11 protein-coding genes and 1 pseudogene are annotated in these 18,685 nt (G+C 55.1%); 4 read left to right on the forward strand and 8 right to left on the reverse strand.

Annotated features, from left to right (window positions below; translation table 11 throughout):
• Positions 1–112 precede the first annotated feature (112 nt).
• From NP590_RS05370 to NP590_RS05380, 3 genes are all read right to left on the reverse strand, one after another.
• Positions 113–3,448, reverse strand: a complete 3,336-nt coding sequence (locus tag NP590_RS05370; protein ID WP_256601234.1) for an NAD-glutamate dehydrogenase domain-containing protein — start codon at positions 3,446–3,448, stop codon at positions 113–115.
• 104 nt (positions 3,449–3,552) lie between these two features.
• On the reverse strand, positions 3,553–3,975 hold the full coding sequence (locus NP590_RS05375) for an ATP-binding protein (RefSeq protein ID WP_256601235.1): 423 nt from the start codon (positions 3,973–3,975) through the stop codon (positions 3,553–3,555).
• 9 nt (positions 3,976–3,984) lie between these two features.
• A complete protein-coding gene (locus NP590_RS05380; RefSeq protein ID WP_256601236.1) occupies positions 3,985–4,323 on the reverse strand; it encodes an STAS domain-containing protein in 339 nt (112 codons plus the stop codon).
• A 275-nt stretch (positions 4,324–4,598) separates the two neighbouring features.
• Here NP590_RS05380 and NP590_RS05385 point away from each other — a divergent pair, with 275 nt between their 5' ends.
• Together NP590_RS05385 and NP590_RS05390 are read left to right on the forward strand one after the other, a co-directional pair.
• Positions 4,599–6,251: an alpha-keto acid decarboxylase family protein gene (locus tag NP590_RS05385; RefSeq protein ID WP_256601237.1), complete on the forward strand. Its 1,653-nt coding sequence runs from the start codon at positions 4,599–4,601 to the stop codon at positions 6,249–6,251.
• A 19-nt stretch (positions 6,252–6,270) separates the two neighbouring features.
• A complete protein-coding gene (locus tag NP590_RS05390; RefSeq protein WP_256601266.1) occupies positions 6,271–8,511 on the forward strand; it encodes a PAS domain S-box protein in 2,241 nt (746 codons plus the stop codon).
• Positions 8,512–8,636: 125 nt separating this feature from the next.
• On the opposite strand, the pseudogene NP590_RS05395 reads toward NP590_RS05390, so the two are convergent.
• The 5 genes and pseudogenes from NP590_RS05395 to NP590_RS05415 all read right to left on the reverse strand — a co-directional run.
• Positions 8,637–9,674: pseudogene (locus tag NP590_RS05395) on the reverse strand (tyrosine-type recombinase/integrase); the annotation flags it as partial.
• Positions 9,675–9,691: 17 nt separating this feature from the next.
• Entirely contained in the window at positions 9,692–12,145 is a 2,454-nt protein-coding gene (locus NP590_RS05400; RefSeq protein ID WP_256601238.1) for a hypothetical protein, read from the reverse strand.
• The gene (locus NP590_RS05405) at positions 12,142–13,881 is read right to left on the reverse strand and encodes a hypothetical protein (RefSeq protein ID WP_256601239.1); all 1,740 of its coding nucleotides are present in this window, start codon (positions 13,879–13,881) and stop codon (positions 12,142–12,144) included. The genes NP590_RS05400 and NP590_RS05405 overlap by 4 nt, the downstream gene beginning before the upstream one ends.
• The gene (locus tag NP590_RS05410) at positions 13,878–16,436 is read right to left on the reverse strand and encodes a transglycosylase SLT domain-containing protein (protein WP_256601240.1); all 2,559 of its coding nucleotides are present in this window, start codon (positions 16,434–16,436) and stop codon (positions 13,878–13,880) included. The genes NP590_RS05405 and NP590_RS05410 overlap by 4 nt, the downstream gene beginning before the upstream one ends.
• Before the next feature lie 3 nt (positions 16,437–16,439).
• A complete protein-coding gene (locus tag NP590_RS05415) occupies positions 16,440–16,967 on the reverse strand; it encodes a virion core protein, T7 gp14 family (protein ID WP_256601241.1) in 528 nt (175 codons plus the stop codon).
• 496 nt (positions 16,968–17,463) lie between these two features.
• On the opposite strand from NP590_RS05415, the gene NP590_RS05420 reads away from it, so the two are divergent.
• The gene (locus tag NP590_RS05420; RefSeq protein WP_256601242.1) at positions 17,464–18,021 is read left to right on the forward strand and encodes a recombinase family protein; all 558 of its coding nucleotides are present in this window, start codon (positions 17,464–17,466) and stop codon (positions 18,019–18,021) included.
• Between the two features lie 67 nt (positions 18,022–18,088).
• Entirely contained in the window at positions 18,089–18,346 is a 258-nt protein-coding gene (locus NP590_RS05425) for a hypothetical protein (protein ID WP_256601243.1), read from the forward strand.
• Positions 18,347–18,685: the final 339 nt, after the last annotated feature.

Here is an 18,685-nt window from a genome sequence, read left to right on the forward strand (position 1 = left end):
TTGTCGGGTTTGCCACACGACATTGACGCTTAAGCCCGGCTGTTTGGCGGAAGTTCCAAGTCGGTGCGCCGCCGAAAATCAATGCGGGCCTGTCGGGCCCGCGGCTGTAATTTTATGCCGCCGGCTCCAGCAGATTGCCGAATGCTCTGATCAAGGTGACATAGGCCAGCAGGTTCAAGGGGGTCAGTTTCTGATTTTCCAGATAAATTTTACGGTAATACTTTAGTTGAGTTTTATCGATATGCTTGGCGATGTAATCGGCGCAGTCCGCCGACTGCCTGAGCAACATTTTGCCGACCAAGTCGGCGCTAAAGCGGTGAATGTCCGCGCGGAGAGAGTTACAAACGGATTTTACCCAGTAGTCGCGATGGGGTACTTCGCCGAGTTGTTGTTCAATGTGATTTAAGCCGAAGGTTTGGCTGATGTCGGTCAATAAGCTCAATATGACGAGCAGATCCCGCTGATTGCCGACCACCAGGGAAACCATGAAAGGGAAATCTTTCAGGCGATTTATCGTTGCCAGTTTTTCGGTCAATTCGGCGGGTATTCGATTCGGTTCCGCACTGTTCGGTTGTTCCGCCGGGGCTTCGCCGATTGGCCGGTTTAAATAGTCTTTGTAGAGTTTTAAATAAGCGCCATAGCTGTTTATGGTTTCCGAATCGGGACAAATATTTTTTTTATGCAGGACGGTCCAATCGGAAAACTCGGTCAGGGTATTTTCTATTTGCAGTAATAATTGATATTGCAGATTGGCCTCCACCGTATTGTCCAAGGCATAAATGGCTTTTCTGAGGTCGTGGGCCCGCAGGACGCTGTCGAAGGTCAAATAACTTTTCACAAAGGCCAAAATGCTGCCGTTCTCTATGTCTTCATAATGGCTCAGAAAAGCGCAGCCGGCTTGATTGACGATATAGTTGCTTATCACGGTGGATTTGATTTCATTGGCCAGCGGATGGGTGCAAAGATATTGTTGATATTGTTCTACGAAGGATTCCGGAAAATAAGCTTGTAAATAAGCGCCGCAGCAACCGTCATGCAATATGTCGGTGTGATTTTGGATTTGTCCGGTCAAGTACATTTTGCTGGCGGATATCAATACCGCCAGCTCCGGACGGGTAAGCATCTGGCCGGGCCGGGCTTGAATTTCGCCGGTTCGCGGGAAGGATTCCACGGCCCGGTCCAAAAAGCCGGCGGCTTCCAGCCGCTCCGCTACTTGCATGAATGCGGCCGGGTTTTCCGCGCAGCGTTTTTGCTCCAGCGACAGGCACAGGCTTTGCGCATAATTGTCCGCCAATACCAATTGGCAGACTTCTTCGGTCATGCCTATGAACAGGCTTTGATAGTCCTCGATTATGTTTTTCTTGTGCAAACGGGTCAGCAGTATCTTTAAATTGACTTCGTGATCGGAAGTATCGACGCCGGCGGAATTGTCGACCGCGTCGGTATTGATGCGGCCGCCGCGCAATGCGTATTCGATGCGGGCGGGCTGGGTGAAGCCCAGGTTGGCGCCTTCGCCCACCACCAGCGCGGCCAGTTCGCAGGCGTCCACCCGCACATTGTCGTTGCCGCGATCGCCGACATCTTCCGATTTTTCCGTGCCGGCCTTGACATAGGTGCCTATGCCGCCCAGCCACAACAAATCCACCGGCGCCTTCAACAAGTATTGAATCAGCGTGTCGCCGTCGATGGATTTGTAGCGTATGCCCAGCCATTGTCTCAATTCGGCGGAAACCGGAATGTCCTTGTCGCTCCGTTCGTAGACTCCGCCGCCACGGGAAATCAAGCCGCGATCATAATCGTTCCAGCTGGATCCCGGCAGTTCGAACAGGCGTTGCCTTTCCGCAAGCGCCCTGTCCAAAGCGGTTGGATTGGGGTCGAGAAAAATATGCTGGCCGCTGAATGCCGCCAACAGGCGGATGTGGGGCGACAGCAGCATGCCGTTGCCGAACACGTCGCCGTCCATGCTGCCTACGCCGACCACCGTGAAAGCTTGCGTCTGAATGTCCTTGCCGAGCTCGCGGAAATGCCTTTGCACGCATTTCCAGGCACCGCGGGCGGTGATGCCCAGCGCTTTGTGGTCGTAGCCGCGCGAACCACCGCTGGCAAAGGCGTCGCCCAGCCAAAATTGATATTCGGCCGCCACGCCGTTGGCGATATCGGAAAACTTGGCGGTGCCTTTGTCGGCGGCCACCACCAGATAGGGGTCCGGATCGTCGTGCACCACGATGCCGGCGGGGCTGACGATGCTGTCGTCATGATAATTGTCGGTCAAATCCAGCAAACCGCGCATCAGGCGTATGTAGGCGTTTTTGCCGGCGGCCCTGAAGTCCTGGGGAGCGCCGTGATTTTTCACCACAAAGCCGCCCTTGGCGCCGGTGGGAATAATCAGCGCATTTTTGCTGATTTGGGTTTGCATCAGATCCAGTATTTCGGTTCTGAAGTCGTCGATGCGGTCGGACCAGCGAATGCCGCCGCGCGACACTTTGCCGCCGCGTAAATGTATCCCTTCCATATCGACGCCGTGCACGTAAATCTCATATTGCGGCTTGGGCGGCGGCATATCTATTACGCCCAGGCTGTTGATTTTGATGGCGATAAAGTAATCGTCGCATAGTCTGCGTTTATGAAAATTGCTCCTGACCGTGGCATCGATCAGATTGAACAGGGTGCGCAAGATACGGTCATCGTTGATGTGGGCCACCGAGGCCATATCCTCCAGCAAGCGCAGGCGCAGCGGGAACAAAACCTGTTCCTCCCTGACCAGGGCATCCCGCCAGTCGGGATGGGGTCTGAAGCGGGCTTCGAAATATTCGTAAAGGCCTTTTGCCACTTGCGGGTTATTGATCAGCGCCCGGTGAATGCTGTCTTTTGTGGTGCGCTGTTCCAGTTGCAGGTAATAGTTTCGATAGGTGCGCAACACATCGCAGGCTTGCCAGTCCATGGCGGTGGTAATGACCAGTTTGTGGAGGGCGTCGTTTTCCACCCGTTCCGACATCACGGCCTGTATGGTTTCCAACAGACTCTGTCTGATGAGCTTGACGGGTTGGCATTGGCTGCTTGCGGCCTTGATGGTGAAGCTTTTGATGGTGGCGTGAACGCCGTCTATCGAAAAACCGAATTGCACTTGGTCGATGACCCGCAAATTCAGGTTTTCCAGTATCGGAATAAACTCATCCAGATAACGTTCTCGCGGGCTGTAGAAATGCAGCCGGTAATACGGGTGGTTGGCGTAGGGTTTGACCAATGAAACGCTTTGCCGATTGGAGTTTAGCAAGCGCTCCAATTGCAGAATATCGTTGAAGGCAAATCGCGGCGAAATCAGATTCCGGTAATCCGGCGGAAACAAGGCATGATATTTTTGCCATAACGGCGGCCCGTCCTGTTTGCCCAAGGCTTTTTCAATGAATATCTTCAGGTTTTCCGGCCATGATCGTGTCCGTTTATGCATGTGTTTGCTTCCCGCCGAGAATTGGGTTTTCAGGCTAGTTGGTTAATAGTTGTTATTTGACTGAATACGGCTGCTTTGCGTTTCCGTCGGCGAATGCCGGAGGGTTACAGGTTTTTGATGATTTCCAATACATTGTATTCAGTCTGTCGGGTGTAGGTCACCGAATCCATCATCGAGCGGATAAAGAACAGTCCCATGCCGCCTTCCGTGGGATGGTCGAAATCAGGCGCCGGCACTTTGTCCAGATCGAAGCCTTGGCCGTGGTCGTAAACCTTAATGATTAACTGATCCCGTTGCAGGTGTATCGAGATGCGGACCGTGTCCTTGTGTTGGTCGTCGTTGGCGTGTTTGATGACGTTGGCTGTTGCTTCGGTTAATACCAGGTTTAACTGATAGGCCAGCGCTTCCCGGTCGCCCGTGTAGCCGTCCAGTTCCTTGACGATGCGTTCGCCTATGCTGCCGATCAAGTCCAAATATTTGGTATGGGAGGGAACGATAACGTCAACTTGTATTACGGAGGAACACATAAGGCATCTCTATGGCTGATTGCTGAGTACTTCGTTTATGTCGGCATAAATTTCAAAAACCCGCGTCAGACGGGTAAGTTCAAACATCGATAATACTTGCGGTTGTATATTGGCCAGCATGAATCGTCCGGACTTGGCGGCCAACTGTTTATGGCCGAATAATAAGGCTCCCAGGCCCGAGCTATCAATAAAGCGAACCTGTTTTAGCTGCACTATGAGTTGATTTTCGCCGCTCTCTATTATTTCCAAAAGATATTCTTTTAATTCGGCCGAATTGTGAGCATCTATTCTTTCGTTTTGAATGGTCAGCACACTAAAGTTATTTATTTTTTCCAGGTTGAAATTCATTTTTTTTATGGTAGGTATAAATATTTAAACTCATTAAAATCGCAGCTTAGCACCAATCCCAAAAATATTGAATCAATTCGGTTGGCGGCGCTCTATGCGGCGTGCCTTGCGTATTGAGACAAGGCCGGCCGGGATTCGTTCTTCGATGTATCGTCGGTTTGGTAAATCGCTTGCCCGGGGACGGCAATCGGATGTACTGTGCAAACCGAATAAAGAGGACTCCCTAACGTGCGGACGGCCTGAAACCCAGCGTTTTTTTTACAGGATAACTGCTTATGAATACTGTTAAGTTCGATTGCATCGGTCAATACCTGCTCGAGCGTTTATACGCGGCCGGCGTCAAGCATGTGTTTGGGGTGCCTGGGGATTATGTACTGGGCTTTTACGATTTGATGGATAAAAGCCCCATCCAGCATATCGGCACCACCCGCGAGGATACCGCGGCCTTTGCCGCCGACGGCTATGCCCGCTGTCTGGGATTGGGGGCGCTGGCCGTGACTTATGGGGTGGGAGCCTTGAATACCGTCAATGCGGTGGCCGGCGCCTTCGCGGAATCCTCGCCGGTCATTGTGATCAGCGGCGCGCCCGGTGTGCGCGAACAGCGCGACGATCCGTTGATCCATCACCGTTTCGGCCCGTTCAACTTCCAGCGGGAAATTTTTGAACGCATCACTTGCGCCACGGCGGTGCTCAACGATCCGGTTATCGCCTTTCGCCAGATAGACCATGTCATCGCCGCCGCCCGTCGGCACTGTAAACCGGTTTATATCGAAATCCCCCGCGATCTGGTGTTGCGGGAAGGCTATCCGATGCCGACGGAAGCGCATGAGCCGCTGGCTAGCGACCCGGCCGCATTATCCGAAGCCGTGGCGGAAACCCTGGCTTTGCTGGGGAAATCGGTTTCGCCCATGGTCATGGCCGGTATCGAACTGCATAGGCGCGGTTTACAGAATCAGCTGGTCGAACTGATAGAACGGGCCAATCTGCCGGTAACCGCCACCTTGACCGGCAAGTCCGTGATCGGAGAGCGGCATCCGGCCTATTTGGGTATTTACGAAGGCGCGATGAGTTCGGAGCATACCCGCTATGTGGTGGAGCAATCCGATTTATTATTGATGCTGGGGGTGACGCTCAATGAAGTCGATACCGGTATATACACCGCCAAGCTCGACCCCAGGCATACGGTACGCGCTGCGCTCAATGAGGTGGTGGTCAGCGCCCATCGCTATCCGCGGGTGGCGCTGGCGGATTATTTGAGCGCCTTGGTGGCGGCCGTCAAACCCGCCCAGGCGGCAATTCCGCCGCGGCCGGCCCGCGCGCCGGCCAGTTCCTTTCCCTCGGCCGACCAAGCCATCACCTGCGGCCGCTTGATCGAGCGGATCAATCAGGCGCTCGGCCCTGAAATCATTGTCGTGTGCGACGTGGGCGATTGTCTGTTCGCGGCCATCGATTTACAGGTGCACGGCCAAAGCGAATTCCTGGCTTCCGGTTTTTACACCACCATGGGCTTTGCCGTGCCGGCCGCGCTGGGCGCGCAGGTGGCCCGGCCGGGACATAGGGCCTTGATTCTGGTGGGCGATGGCGCGTTTCAAATGACCGGTACCGAATTGTCCACCCAAGCCAGGTTGGGGCTGGATTCCATCGTCATAGTGTTTAACAATCGCGGCTACAGTACCGAGCGCTGTATTCTTGAGGGACCGTTTAACGACATCGCCGGCTGGCGCTTCGACCGCCTGGGCGAGTTGTTCGGGCCGCTGCAAGGTTTCGATGTGACTACCGAACAGGAATTTGAATCCGCCTTGCTGCAGTCTTTGGCTTGCCGAGACCGGCCCAGCATCATCAATGTGCATTTGGCCTCGGACGATACTTCCGCCGCCATGCGCAGGCTGGCCGAGCATTTAAAGTCCAAGGTGCAAGGCGAAGACTGAAGCCCGCCAAAAAGTGACCATGTTTAACCCGGACGACGGCTCGCTATTCAATCTGTTGATCGTCAGATACGCTGGCGGCGACCGGGCGCCCTATATCGCGCAGGCCAACGAAGCGGCGCGCAGACTGTTGGGGTACAGCGAAACCGAGCTGGCCGGTCGGCCGCTGAGCGTGATTTTCGCCGAAAACAGCCTGTCGCCATGGTGGGAGGAAGCGGCAAACCAGCCCGACAACCTTATCGATAGTCGTTTCGAAGCGGAAGTCATCAGCGCGGATCATCGCCGTATTCCGGCATGGGTGTCGGTTTTGTCGTGGCACGAACGCACGGCGCGGCCCGCGGATTATATTCTGCAAATTCAGCCTATCAAATCCAGCGACGATGTATTTGTGATGCGGCGGGTGGTTGAACAAAGCGCCAGTGCCATGATGATTACCGACCGGCACGGCAGGATTGAATACGTCAACCCGAAATTTACCGAACTCACCGGCTATGCGGCGGAGGAGTTGATCGGGCAAAACCCGAACATGTTGCAATCCGGCCATATGCCGCCCGCGTTGTATCAAAGTCTGTGGGACACTCTGCTCGCGACCGGCCAGTGGCAAGGCGAAGTGCGCAATAAAGCCAAGGATGGGCGGGAATATTGGGTTTATGAAAGCCTTAGCGCGATAAAAAATCGGGCCGGCGACATCACGCATTTTTTGGCCGTGGAGGAAGATATCACTCATCGCAAGGCGGTGGAGTCGGCCTTGTCCGAAAGCGAGCAGCGCTTCCGGCAAATGGCGGAATTGTCCGGCGAATGGCTGTGGGAGCAGGATCCGGCCGGTTATTACCTGTATAGCAGCGCGGCGGTCGAGCAGATTTTGGGTTTTACCCAGCAGCAAATCATAGGCAAGCATTACACGGAACTGCTGACCGCCCAGGACAAAGCCACCCAGACCGGTTACTCCAGCAATCAACATGCTTTTCGTGCCTTGATCAATCATTATCGGCACAGGGACGGTCATTTGGTGTTGACCGAGTCAACCGGTTTGCCGTTGTTTGACGACAGCGGCAAACTGCTTAAATGGCGGGGCGTGGACAGGGATATCACCGCGCGCCTGCAATTCCAGAACGATCTGATCGAATCGGAAAGGCGTACCCGTCTGATTATCGAAAGTTCGCTGGATGCCATCGTCATCATGGATGCCGACGGCATCGTTACCGATTGGAATCGACGCGCCGAAAAAATGTTCGGCTGGTCCGCCGCCGAAGCCATGGGCCGGCCGCTGGTTCAACTGATCATCCCGCAACGCTATCACCATGCATATCATCAGGGCATGCGGACTTTTCTAAACAGCGGAGAGGGGCCTATCTTGAATCGGCAGACCGAGCAACTGGCGGCCCGGCGCGATGGCAGCGAATTTCCGGTCGAGTTGAGCGTGTCGCCGTTGAAAGTTGGCGATAGCTATATTTTTAGCGGTTTCATACACGATATTTCCGGGCGCCGGGCGGCGGAACAGCAAATTCGTCAGGCAGAGGTCGAATTGGCGATTGCCCAAAACGAGATCAGAATCGCGCAACAGATTCAGTCCACCCTGTCGCCCGCGGCAGCCATTGAAACCGATGAGTTTGCCATCGCCGGTTTATGCGTGCCGGCGGATAAAGTGGGCGGCGATTATTACGATTATTTTTTTCGCAACGGTAGTTGTCTGGATATCGTGATTGCCGACGTTTCCGGCCATTCGATCGGGCCGGCCTTGTTCATGGTGGAAACCCGTAGCGTCTTGCGCGTGCAACGCGATGAATCCGTTACCCCGGCGGAAGCCCTGGGAATATTGAACAGATTTCTGTTCAACGATCTGAATAACGCCGATTACTTTATCACTCTGTTTTACATGCAGGTCGATCTGGCCGGGCAGCATATCCGTTATGCCAATGCCGGCCACCCGCCACCGCTGTTGTTTAATCGCCCGCAAAACCGCTTCAAGGAACTGGATGCCGACGGCTTGATAGTCGGTATCAGGCAAGAAGTGGAATTTGAAGAAAAATCCCTGCCGTTGGCGGCGGGGGACGTGATTCTGTTTTATACCGACGGCTTGGCCGAAGCGGAAAATCCGCAGCGGGAATTCTTCGGCTTGCAGAGGGTGAAAAGCGTGTTCCAGCAAAATTCGCATCTGCCGCCGGGAGCCATTATCGAAGCGATAAGCGCCGCCTTGAAGCAGTTTTGCCAAAGAACCCGCTTCAACGACGATATTACGCTCATGGTATTCAAGTGGCGCTGAGGCGGTCGGCGGGTTAAACGATTGCGCGTATCAAAACGACTCCGCTCGACGCTCTTTGCTGGAAAATTTTCAAAGCCGTTTGACACATAAAGCCCGTGACCGGTGAGCGGTTTGAGTTCTTCCAATATGGCAACCGCCTGGCGCGCAAGCGGTACGATGTGTTGCACTTTGGTTTTAGTGACCAGGTAACGCCATTCGGCGGTTTCAAGGTTAACGTCTTGCCATTGCATGGCGCGAAATTCGCCCGGACGGACGAAAAACAGCGGCGCCAGTTTCAAGGCGCAAACCGCCGGCAGTGATCCTTGATAGCTGTCGATCGCGCGTAGTAGTTCGGCGACTTCTTTGGGTTCGGTGATTGCGGCGAAGTGTTCGTCCTTGGCTGGGGGTAGCGCGCCTTTCAGGTCTTGGGTGATGTCGCGGTCGACGCGACCGGTGGTGACGGCGTACCGGGATACTTGGCCGCAGATTTGCAAGGTACGGTGGGCGGTTTCTATGGTGCCGCGCTCTTCAACGCGGCGAAGACAAACCAGGATGTCTTTCGGCAGGATTTCCGAGATTGGTCGATCACCAAGCCAGGGGAATATGTTTCGCTCGAGCATGCGCTTGGATCGGTTGTTCTTCTCGGTCCAAGTCTCAACCTTTTTTGATCCCCATTCGCGGGCGATGACTTCGAAGCTGTTGGCTACGCTCTCGGCGCGGGCTTCCTTGACGGCTTTGCGGTTTTCGCCGGGGTCGATCATCGCGGCAACCAGCTTTCGGGCTTCGTCGCGTTTTTCTCGGGCTTGGCCTAGGCTGACTTCCGGATAGGTGCCTAGCGAGAGTTGTTTTTCTTTGTTGTCGAAGCGGTATTTAAACCGCCACCACTTACCCCAACCGCTTTCGGTGGGCTTGACTAGTAGGAACAATCCTTTTTCGTCGAATAGCTTGAAAGCCTTGCCGTCTTTGGCTTTGTCGCTTTTGTGAGCGTTGCGGCATGCGGTATCGGATGTTACCCCCAGTTGCCCCCCGCATTTCAATGAATCCCGTTGAACGCTATTGAACAATAAAAAACCCACTAAGCTGCGACCTCTACCACAAAATACATTGAAAGCATCGTTGTTGCTGTGTTTCATAGATTTTATTTTTAGATATACCGCCAAAAATACCGCCACCATTAAAGCCATACCCAAGTTTTTGACATTTATGGCCCTGTCGCCTGGCTCAAATCTGGCACCCTTTGCGGACTATTCGTCCCCGGCTTCCACCAATACCGCTGCTTAAATTCCCGCTGTGCTCGCTGCTCCATTCTGCGCAGGTAACCGGGCGAGACCATTTCTTGCGCCTGCTGGAAGATCAAGCGATCCAGAGCCGCTTTGGCGTACCAAAGCGAAGAGCCCGGCGTTAAGCCCTTGAGCGTTCGTAAGGCTTCCGCGCTGGCGTGGGTGTCTTCGCCTTGCAGAGCCTGAATCAGGTTGCCCTGGCTTAGGTTCAACAGTTCTTCGGTAAGGCCCAGCGACGGGCCCAGCATGCCGGCGAAAGCGCTGGTACCGTGCTGGCTGGATTGCGATTGCAGGAAGTCGCCGTAAAAGCCCAGCGAACCGCCCTTAAGCGCGGCACGGCCCCAGAATGACGGTTGTTGCATGTCCAGCGGATCGCGGCCGTTGAATAGCTCGTTAAGTTGCACACCCACGGCACCCATCAACGTGGTGCCCAAGATCATCGCCGCCGAGTATTCGGCCTTGCTGATGTGGCCGGGATCGTTGAGCAAACGCCGCCAGTGCCGGGTCATCATGGTAATGGGAAAAGATTTGAACTGTAAGACCGAGCGGCCCAGCTCGCCCAGCACGGTGCCGGGTTGCAAGCGACCGGTGGTCATCGCCCGTTCCCGGGCGCCCGGTTCGATAATGGCATTGCCGGTTTCTTCCAGAATGACCCCTTGGAATTTGTCCGCGGCCGCGCGCACGGCTTTGGCGTCGCCGTCAACGTTTAAGATAGATCGCGCGGTCAATACCGGTGTGCCTTGCCATGCCTCGGGCTTGGCTTGCCGCCAGATTTGCCAATCGGCATCGGTAATGCCTTTAGCCAGCAATAGGGAATGGTCGCCGGTGTCCAATTTATCCAGCGAGTCATAACGCTGAACCATGCCGCCTAATTGGTGCATCATCATTGCCGCAAAACCTTGCCGGCGGGCTTCGGTCATAAACGACAGGCCGGACGCCCGAATCACGGCCCCCGAGACTTTGGCGGCAAAGCCGTTGGCTAGATTTTCCTGTCCGAAACGGTCTATTGCAAATAACGCCGTATCGAGTCCAAAGCCCAAGGCGCGGGCTTGCCGCCGGGCCTCTTCGCTGTTCAAGGCCTTGAATTGGTTTAACAGGTAGTCGGTGCCGCTCATGTTGAGCGCTCTGGCGGTCACTATAGCGGTGGGGTCATCGGCAAACGAGGTGATGACGGCCGAGCCCAAGCGAATATTCAAGTAACTGCGCACCGCCCCCGCCCAACGGGCCAAGGTTTCATTGCCGGGCTGCATGCTGTTGCCGGCGACTTCATCATACAAGCGTTCGGCAAAGCCGCGCTGTTTGCGGATTTGCGCGGGCGCGCCGCCGGCTTGCGCCGCGTCTTGTTCGGCCTTATCCAGGAAGGTGCGAAACAGCAAGTCCGGATTGGGGCCCAGGGTTTCCGCTAGGGCAATGTCGCGGCTCATCTGGTTAATGTGGCCGACGATGGTCGCCATCAAGGATTTTTCAGCAAAGCGGGCGTGATAGCGCAAGTAGCTGTCGGCGTCGGCAAAGTGTAATTGCCGATGCTCGCGGCCCCGGTTGGCGCGACTGCCGGTACCGTAACCGCCTTGGCCGGGTGTCCTCTTCATCACGCCGTCGTAGACAATCGAGTCGTAAGCATGGCCCAAAAACACGCTTAACTCGGCATCGCTCATCCGCATACCGTCTTCACGACTGTAACGATTGCGGTCCAGTAACGGCAGAATGAAATCGACCCACGCGGGTTTTCCGGCCTTGAAAATCAAATAACTGGCGTGGGTTTGCGGATGCGCCCAATCGTCCAGCTTGCCGATCATACCGCCTGCATGGTTAAAACGGCTGCGCATGGCTTCGAAGGTTTCGTTCAAACGTTTGGCAAACGCCTTGGCTTCGGCGTTGCCGGTATCGATGCCGCGCAGCTCGCGAAATACCGGCACCATGGCCGCATCGTTTTGGATGATGCCCAACAGCTTGGGGCCGAAGGCTTCAATTGCATCGGACAGGCTGCGGGTGTATTCGTTGTACACGGCTCGATATTTGGTCTCAGCAGACTGAATGTTGTCTTTGCCGTCGAAGCGCGGCGCTAACAGCCGATCTATGTTATCGATCATCGGTCCCGGCTGGCGTTCGAAGTAATCGCTTAAACGTTGATGGGCCAGAATGGTCAGGCCGATGCGTTGCTGTTTCTTGGCGGCGTCGGCCTTGAGTTGTTCGGCGGCGCCTTGGGCGGCGGCCTGCAAGCGCTGGGCTTCGGTCATGCCAAGGTAGGCTTGGCGGTCGCGGTTGGCAAGTAGTACCTTGTGCTCGCGAATCCGTTGCTCGATTTTTTGCGCTTCGCCCGCTTTCAAAGGCCGGCCAAGGGCTTGCGATACGGCAGTAATACAATCGTTTCTCATGCGTGGTCTCCGAATTTCAGAAAGCAGTTAATGGCGGCTTGGGTGGCGGCGTCCACGTTATCCAGGTCGGCAAGATCGTTATCGACCTCGGCCAGTAAGTCGCGCAAGCGGGCTTGACGTTCGGTGCCGTCGTCATCCAGAAACGCTAAGACGGTATCGCCATGCGTCTCAACCCATTGGCGGGCGGCGTCGATTTCCGGCGATACGCTGCGTGTCGTCGAAGTATCGGATGTTGATTTTGTCGGATTAGATTGAGTGGCATCGGCCGATAGTTCGGCCTGAGGTTTCGTGCCGTTTGAGTCGGCGGGCGGCTTGGCTTCCGTTGTCAGGGTGGCCTTGACGGGTGCGCGGTCGTTGCTGCCATAAGGGCTTTCTGGCTCGGTCGAGTCGCGGCTGGCTGGCCGGTTGTCCGGTGCGGCATCGAATTCAACCGACCGAATAAAACCGTTTTCGCGTAAATGGCCTTGTTCGATCCGCGATAGCTCGGCATGGGCGGCGCGGTATTCGTCGTCGCGCGTCAACTTTTCGCCAATCGTGTTCAATAGGGTTTGCAGGTCGGCGCGGTCGTTTTGCCGCGCGGTGGCCGCCATGCGTTCGGCCCGTGCGGCCACCTGTCGCGCGGGCGCTCTGGGTTGCTCGGCTCTGGCCTGTTCGATGAAATCCGCCTTGGTGTATCCGGATACAGCGGCGTCGTTATCGAAACGGTTTAATTTGTATTCGAGGTCTGCCTGTTGCCGTTCCAAGGCTTGGCGGTCGCCGCGACTCATCCGGTTACCGGCCAGCGCGATTAAATCCGGCGCATAGTCTGGGCGTTCCGATAGCGGTAGCGCCGCCGTGGCTGGTTCATCGTTTAACAAATGATCCATGGCCCGGTAGAAGGTCTCGACGTGCGCGTTAGCGACTGCCGGATTCGCCGGTAAACCGGGTGCTTTGTCGTCGATGCTGCGGGCTTGGTTGGCGGTCAAGGCGGCGTCGATATCCGACGGTTTAGCGTGAACATGGGCCAAGGCGCCAAAGCCGGCACCTAAGGCCGCGTCGATGGCTAAAGCTGTGGCATCGTTCCAACGGTATTGCTCGGCCTGATCCTGATAGCCGGCCTCGGCTAAAATCTGATGCTTGGCGTAGCGCTCGGGTATGCCAAGCGCCGCATTCGTGGCGGCACCCGTAGCGATACGCTGAGCCAGTGCCGGCACCTTTAAAACTTGCGATACCGGCAAGGCAGCCGGTGCTGCCACACCGATGGTATTGGTTAAGCCAGTGACTGCGCCGAATGCGGCCGCCGTCGCCAAAGGCTTGCCTTCCTGGACTTGCTCGGCGGTGTCGCTGATGCCGGATAGCACGCCCACGCCCAGCGGGCCGGTAGCAACCGCTTCCGGTACCACGGTCGCCAAACCGTTGACGATTTGCGCGGCAATACCGTGGGTGCGGGGATCCAATCGCAAGGCCTTGCGCCGACTAATCGCCGGATCGACCACGGCGCCCATCCACACGTCTTGAAAAGTCTCGCCACTGTCCAGGGCTTTATCCAACGCTTTCGGCCATTGAGACAGTGCCAAGCCGCCCACGGCCTGGGCTTCCGTGCCGATGGTTTGCAAGGCGTTGCCGTAGGTATCGGCTCTATCAAGTCCCGTGAACAAGCCGGGTTCCGCTTCCGCTAGGTCTGCACTATCGCGTGCCAGCATCGCCCGTTGGTTGCGGGCAAAATTAGGGCTGAGGGTTTCGAATAAATAACTCATGGGTTGAACTCCAGAATGACAGGCTGCCCGCCCACGCTGAGCATGCTCGTACCGTTCTGCAGCGCGTAGCGATTGGCGCCGACCGGTATCAACGGCATTTTGCCGAAAGGCACCAGCGCGGCTTTATCGCCGAGTTGTTGTCTGAGCTTGGCCTCGGCTTGATCCAAAAACTCGGTTTCATCCATGCCGAACGGCATAATCACTTTCTTGTCGGCATGTTCGGCAATACCGCCGGTGACCGATTGCACCGCTTCATTGAGCAAGTTTTCATTCACGAAACCGCCTTCCGATTTGGCTTTGTCCATCTTGGCCGCGTAATACGCCCGCACCGCCGACACCACGCCTTGCTCAGTGTCCAGGTCGCCGGCCAAGGCATCGCCCAATAAGCCATAAATCGATTCGTTGAGTTTGCTCGGCATAGTCACACCGGTCGATTTACCGTCTTGCTGGCGTGTGGCTTTGCTGGGGTTCAGGAGCGCTTCGCCTTTCAAAATAGTTCGGGCCACGTCTTCGCCGCGAATAGCCGTTACCGAATCGCTGAATAGCCCGCTGGTTTTCTGTATGCGGTCCATGCCGATCAGCGAGCCGGCCAGCGTCGTGGCCGGCGAGTCTGGGCGGATTTGCTGTAAGGTCAGTGCGTAGCCTTGCGGATCGTTGATGCCATCAGCCAGGGTTTTCAAGGTTTTGAGTTGGTCTTCGTCGGTGCCGTCGCTCAGGCGCTGCGTCAGCTGGCTGGCTTCCTCTTTCGTGAGCACGGTGTACGGCGTGTCGTATTGTTCGGCCAATTGGCCGGCGAGAGCGGCGCGTTGCAGCAACTCCTGTTGCGCGTCCCGCCCGTTGGCCCAATTGATCGGATTAGCGTTATAGCCGTTTTGAATCGCCCACTCCACGGGATCAGCCTGACGTGCCTTGTCTGCGGCCTCGATAGCCTTGGCAAGTAGGTCGTATTGTTTCTGCTCGTGTTCGAAGTTGGGTGTCCCGGCTTGCGGTTTGCTATCGGCCAACAGTTGCGCCGCTTGGGCGGTTGGCAGTGTTTTTACGCTGAAATACGCGCCGGCAAACGCCATGTTATCGCGGTATTCCCGATAGGCCGGCTCCCATTGTTCGCCAAAGGCCCGTTGGAAATCGCTGGCCGGCACCAAGGCGCCAGGCTGGCCGGTGTGGGTGGCTTGGCTATACTGGTCGTTGACCGCGCGCTTCAACTCGACCGCATAGATATTGCGGCCGTGTTCTATCTGTGATCGTGCGGCATTCAGCCATTTACGCCGGTCCTGTTCATTCATCATGTCGGCCGGGGTGCCGGTTTTTAGATTGCGCAACACGTTGGGCACGTAAACATCACGGGTCGTGGCCGGTATATGCTGCAGCCAATCGGCCCCGCCTTTCTCGATGGCTGCATCCACCGCGCCTGCCCCCGCATTGTAAGCGGCCGCCACTTTGGCCGGGTCGTCGTTGTAGCGCTCGCGCAGTTTGTCAAACAGCTCGGCACCGACGCGGTTGTATTCCGCCGCTGAACGCTCGCGGGCCGGCGTGATGCCGAAGCCGGGCGCGGCAGCGGTTGCGTGGGTCACCTGCATGGCAAACATGGATTTACCGTCCGACGATACCAGCGGTCCGCCGCTGGCGTCAAAATCCTTGCCGCCGCTTTCCTGTTGCAAAATGGCGGCTTTTAGCCGGTCTGTACCCAATAATGCCGTGATTTCTGCGGGATTCGATTCGAGCATGCCGGCCGCCCAATGCTCGGCAATCCTGTCTTGAATGCCGATGCGGTCGTCAGGGTCCAACTGTTCGCCGAAACGTTCTTGAATGCGCATGGCCGGTGTATGCTCGCCATGTTGCAGCGCGGATAACGTGGATTGCTTGAGCGCTTCGGAAATCCGTTTACGACCGGAGACCTGGCCCGCTTCTTCGCTGCCGTTCTGCAAACGGCTCAGTGCCTTACTGTCTTCCATGATGCCGCTAATCCCGTCGTCGATAATCGCTTCATCGTTATAGTGCAACGCGATATTGCGCGTTTTGGTATCAATAGCCTCGGTCAATACGCCTTGTTGGTAATTGCGATTCTGTTCAAATTGGTGGCGTTTTAAATACCCTTGCACGCGAACGCCGCTCTTGTCCGCGTATTCCTGAAAGGCTTGGCGCTGTTCCTCGTTGCCAAGCCCTTGTAGGATTTCACCGATCTTGGTTTGCCGATCCTCCAACACGTTGTCCATCAACGGTCTGCCGTTGTCCTGCCTGAGAACCGCTTTGCCGGTTTGGTCAAGCCAACCGGGCGTGTTGTCGTTGCCATAGGCGGCATCTTGGTCGTAAATATCCATCTGATTCGATGCATCCTTTACCAGCATGGCGTTATTCTTTTTCACCTCCTCGGCATGTAAACCCAATGCGATCTTTTCGGCGGATTTGACGGCATCTTTCGCCAAGTCAATTGCAGCCATTTTGTTGGCATCAAGAAAGTCGGCTGCAGTGCGGCCACCTTGCGCACTAATGTTTATATTGGGTAGGCCTTGCTGTGGGGTGCCGCCCGTGGTTGCTATTGGGACTCTGATTGCCATGGCTTACGCTCGCGGTTTTGCGGATGAGGATGAAGCTTTGGCGGAATAATAGGATGTAGCCGAACTCAACAGCGACGAAGTTCCGGCTATCACGCCAGCCTTGACCGGATTGGCCTGTTTTGCCTTCCATCGCTCGAAATCCGATGCGTTGTTAAAGTTACTAGCCTGTACGTCGTATCCCCAAGCTTCGCGGGCGGCGTTGCTTTGTATCGTTTCGACTTCTTCCTGACTTAAAAACCGTGTGCTGGCTAATAAGTCAAGTGCCGACCCTTGCGTGACATCCACGCCGGATGCAGCCAGAGCGGCACGCTGGGTGCCGATTAATTGCGCCTGTTCGCGCATGGTTTTTTGCGCTTCCAATTCCCCGCGTTGTAAGGCATCGCTGCGGTTGTACAAGGCGATCTTGGCGTTTTCCGCGTCGACCTGTGCTTGGTAATTGGCGGCTTTCTTTTGCGCGTCGGCTTGTTCGGATGCGCTATAGGCGGATAAACCCGCGCTGACAGCAGCAAGAGCTGCAATGGCCCATGGCATAAATTACTCCTTATAAAGCGATAGATGAGTGATATCTCATTAAGCTGAATTGCCAATTGAAGAATCTGAAAATACTTGTATCTCATTGACTTTAAAGCTTAAAAAGGCTTCATCTGATTATATACCCTGTTTTAAAAGTCGATTTTTGCCTTCGAGAATGGCTTAAGCGGCTATCGAACGAGTGAAGGTTTAGCGGGCTAGCCGTAGCAATCGAGTCGCTAAAGGAAATGCCTTCCGGAGAGAGGAAAGAGGGGATTTAGCCAATACCAAGCAGTGCGGTAAAAATTAGCTTTTTTTGCGTAAAACCCTGTCAAGCGTTTTTTTATTAAATTTGAAAATAATTTGCATGTCATGTGTAAATTTAAGTACACATTTTTTTACACTTTACACGAGCCCCGCTAGACCGCATTCCGTCATGTAAAATAAACTTGATTTGACAATTTATTTACACTCGCCATAATAAGTCTAAGACTTTATTTTACACATAGGCGGATTTATGAAAGGTCAACACATCGGATACATTCGGGTCAGTTCCTCGCTTCAAAACACCGAACGCCAATTGGCGGATGTAACGCTTGATCGCGTCTTTACCGACAAGGTCAGCGGCAAGGATATTAATCGCCCGGAGCTGGCCAACTGCCTCAACCACTTGCGGGATGGCGACGTGCTGCACGTGCATTCCATCGACCGCCTGGCGCGGAATCTGAAAGACCTGCAACACCTCATCGAGCAGCTCACGGGGCGCGGGGTGTCGGTCAAGTTCTACAAAGAACATTTGAACTTCGAAGCGGCCAATACTTCGCCCATGCAAACCCTCATGCTGCAAATGCTGGGCGCGTTTGCCGAATTCGAACCGTCATTGATTAAAGAACGCCAGCGCGAAGGCATTGCCGCAGCCAAGGCCCACGGCAAGAAACTGGGCGCCCCCGCCAAACTGACAGCGGAACAGGCCGCCGAGATTAAAGCCAAGATAGAAGCCGGCGAAGAGAAAAGCGCGGTGGCTAAGGCTTATGGCATCAGTCGGCCTACGCTTTACAAGCTGTTGGCCGCTTGAAAATTAAATTTTGACACAGTATCTTGGCGCCAAGATACTGTGTCAAAAACAGCAAACAGGAACACGTATGGACATTCAAAAGATTAGCAAAAACGGAAAATCCGAATTAATGCGGCTTGCGGATACTAAGCACGATGGCTTGTCAGTTAACTACAAAACCAGCTATCAGAGCCGTGCTGCAGTGGCATCCAATGGCCGTTACATTTACAAACATATCTGCGCCAATCCTGCTTGTAATGCTGAATTTCAGGGAATCAAAACGGCGCGCTTTTGCTCAAATGCATGCAGACAGGCAAACAAACGTTCTAAGTCTGCCAAGGCTTAGCCGCATAAGCGGAAAGTGGCTTAAAACGTTATAAACTCCCCCTGCCCCAAGTCCTTACGCCGAGAGGTGGCGGCAAGAGTCGTGCCAGCGGTGGCGGCGTTTCCAGGTTGTGGGAATATCAATTACTGTGCAAAAAACCCAAATCGTCAACCCGATTTCTGTGCAAATTCGGGATATTGTCAACTGCCAGGCACTCATTTAGCATTGCATTGGATCGAAAAGTCCCGCTGAATCCTGAAACCGCTTAGACGGGGATCGGGCTGGTTAAATGGTCTGGCTGGGGACGATATGCCAAGTCAATGATCCGCTCGTGGGTATTATCAGCGCCATGGCCACCCA

The sequence above is a fragment of the Methylomonas subterranea genome (assembly GCF_024505185.1).
GTDB classification, from domain to species: Bacteria; Pseudomonadota; Gammaproteobacteria; order Methylococcales; family Methylomonadaceae; genus Methylomonas; species Methylomonas subterranea.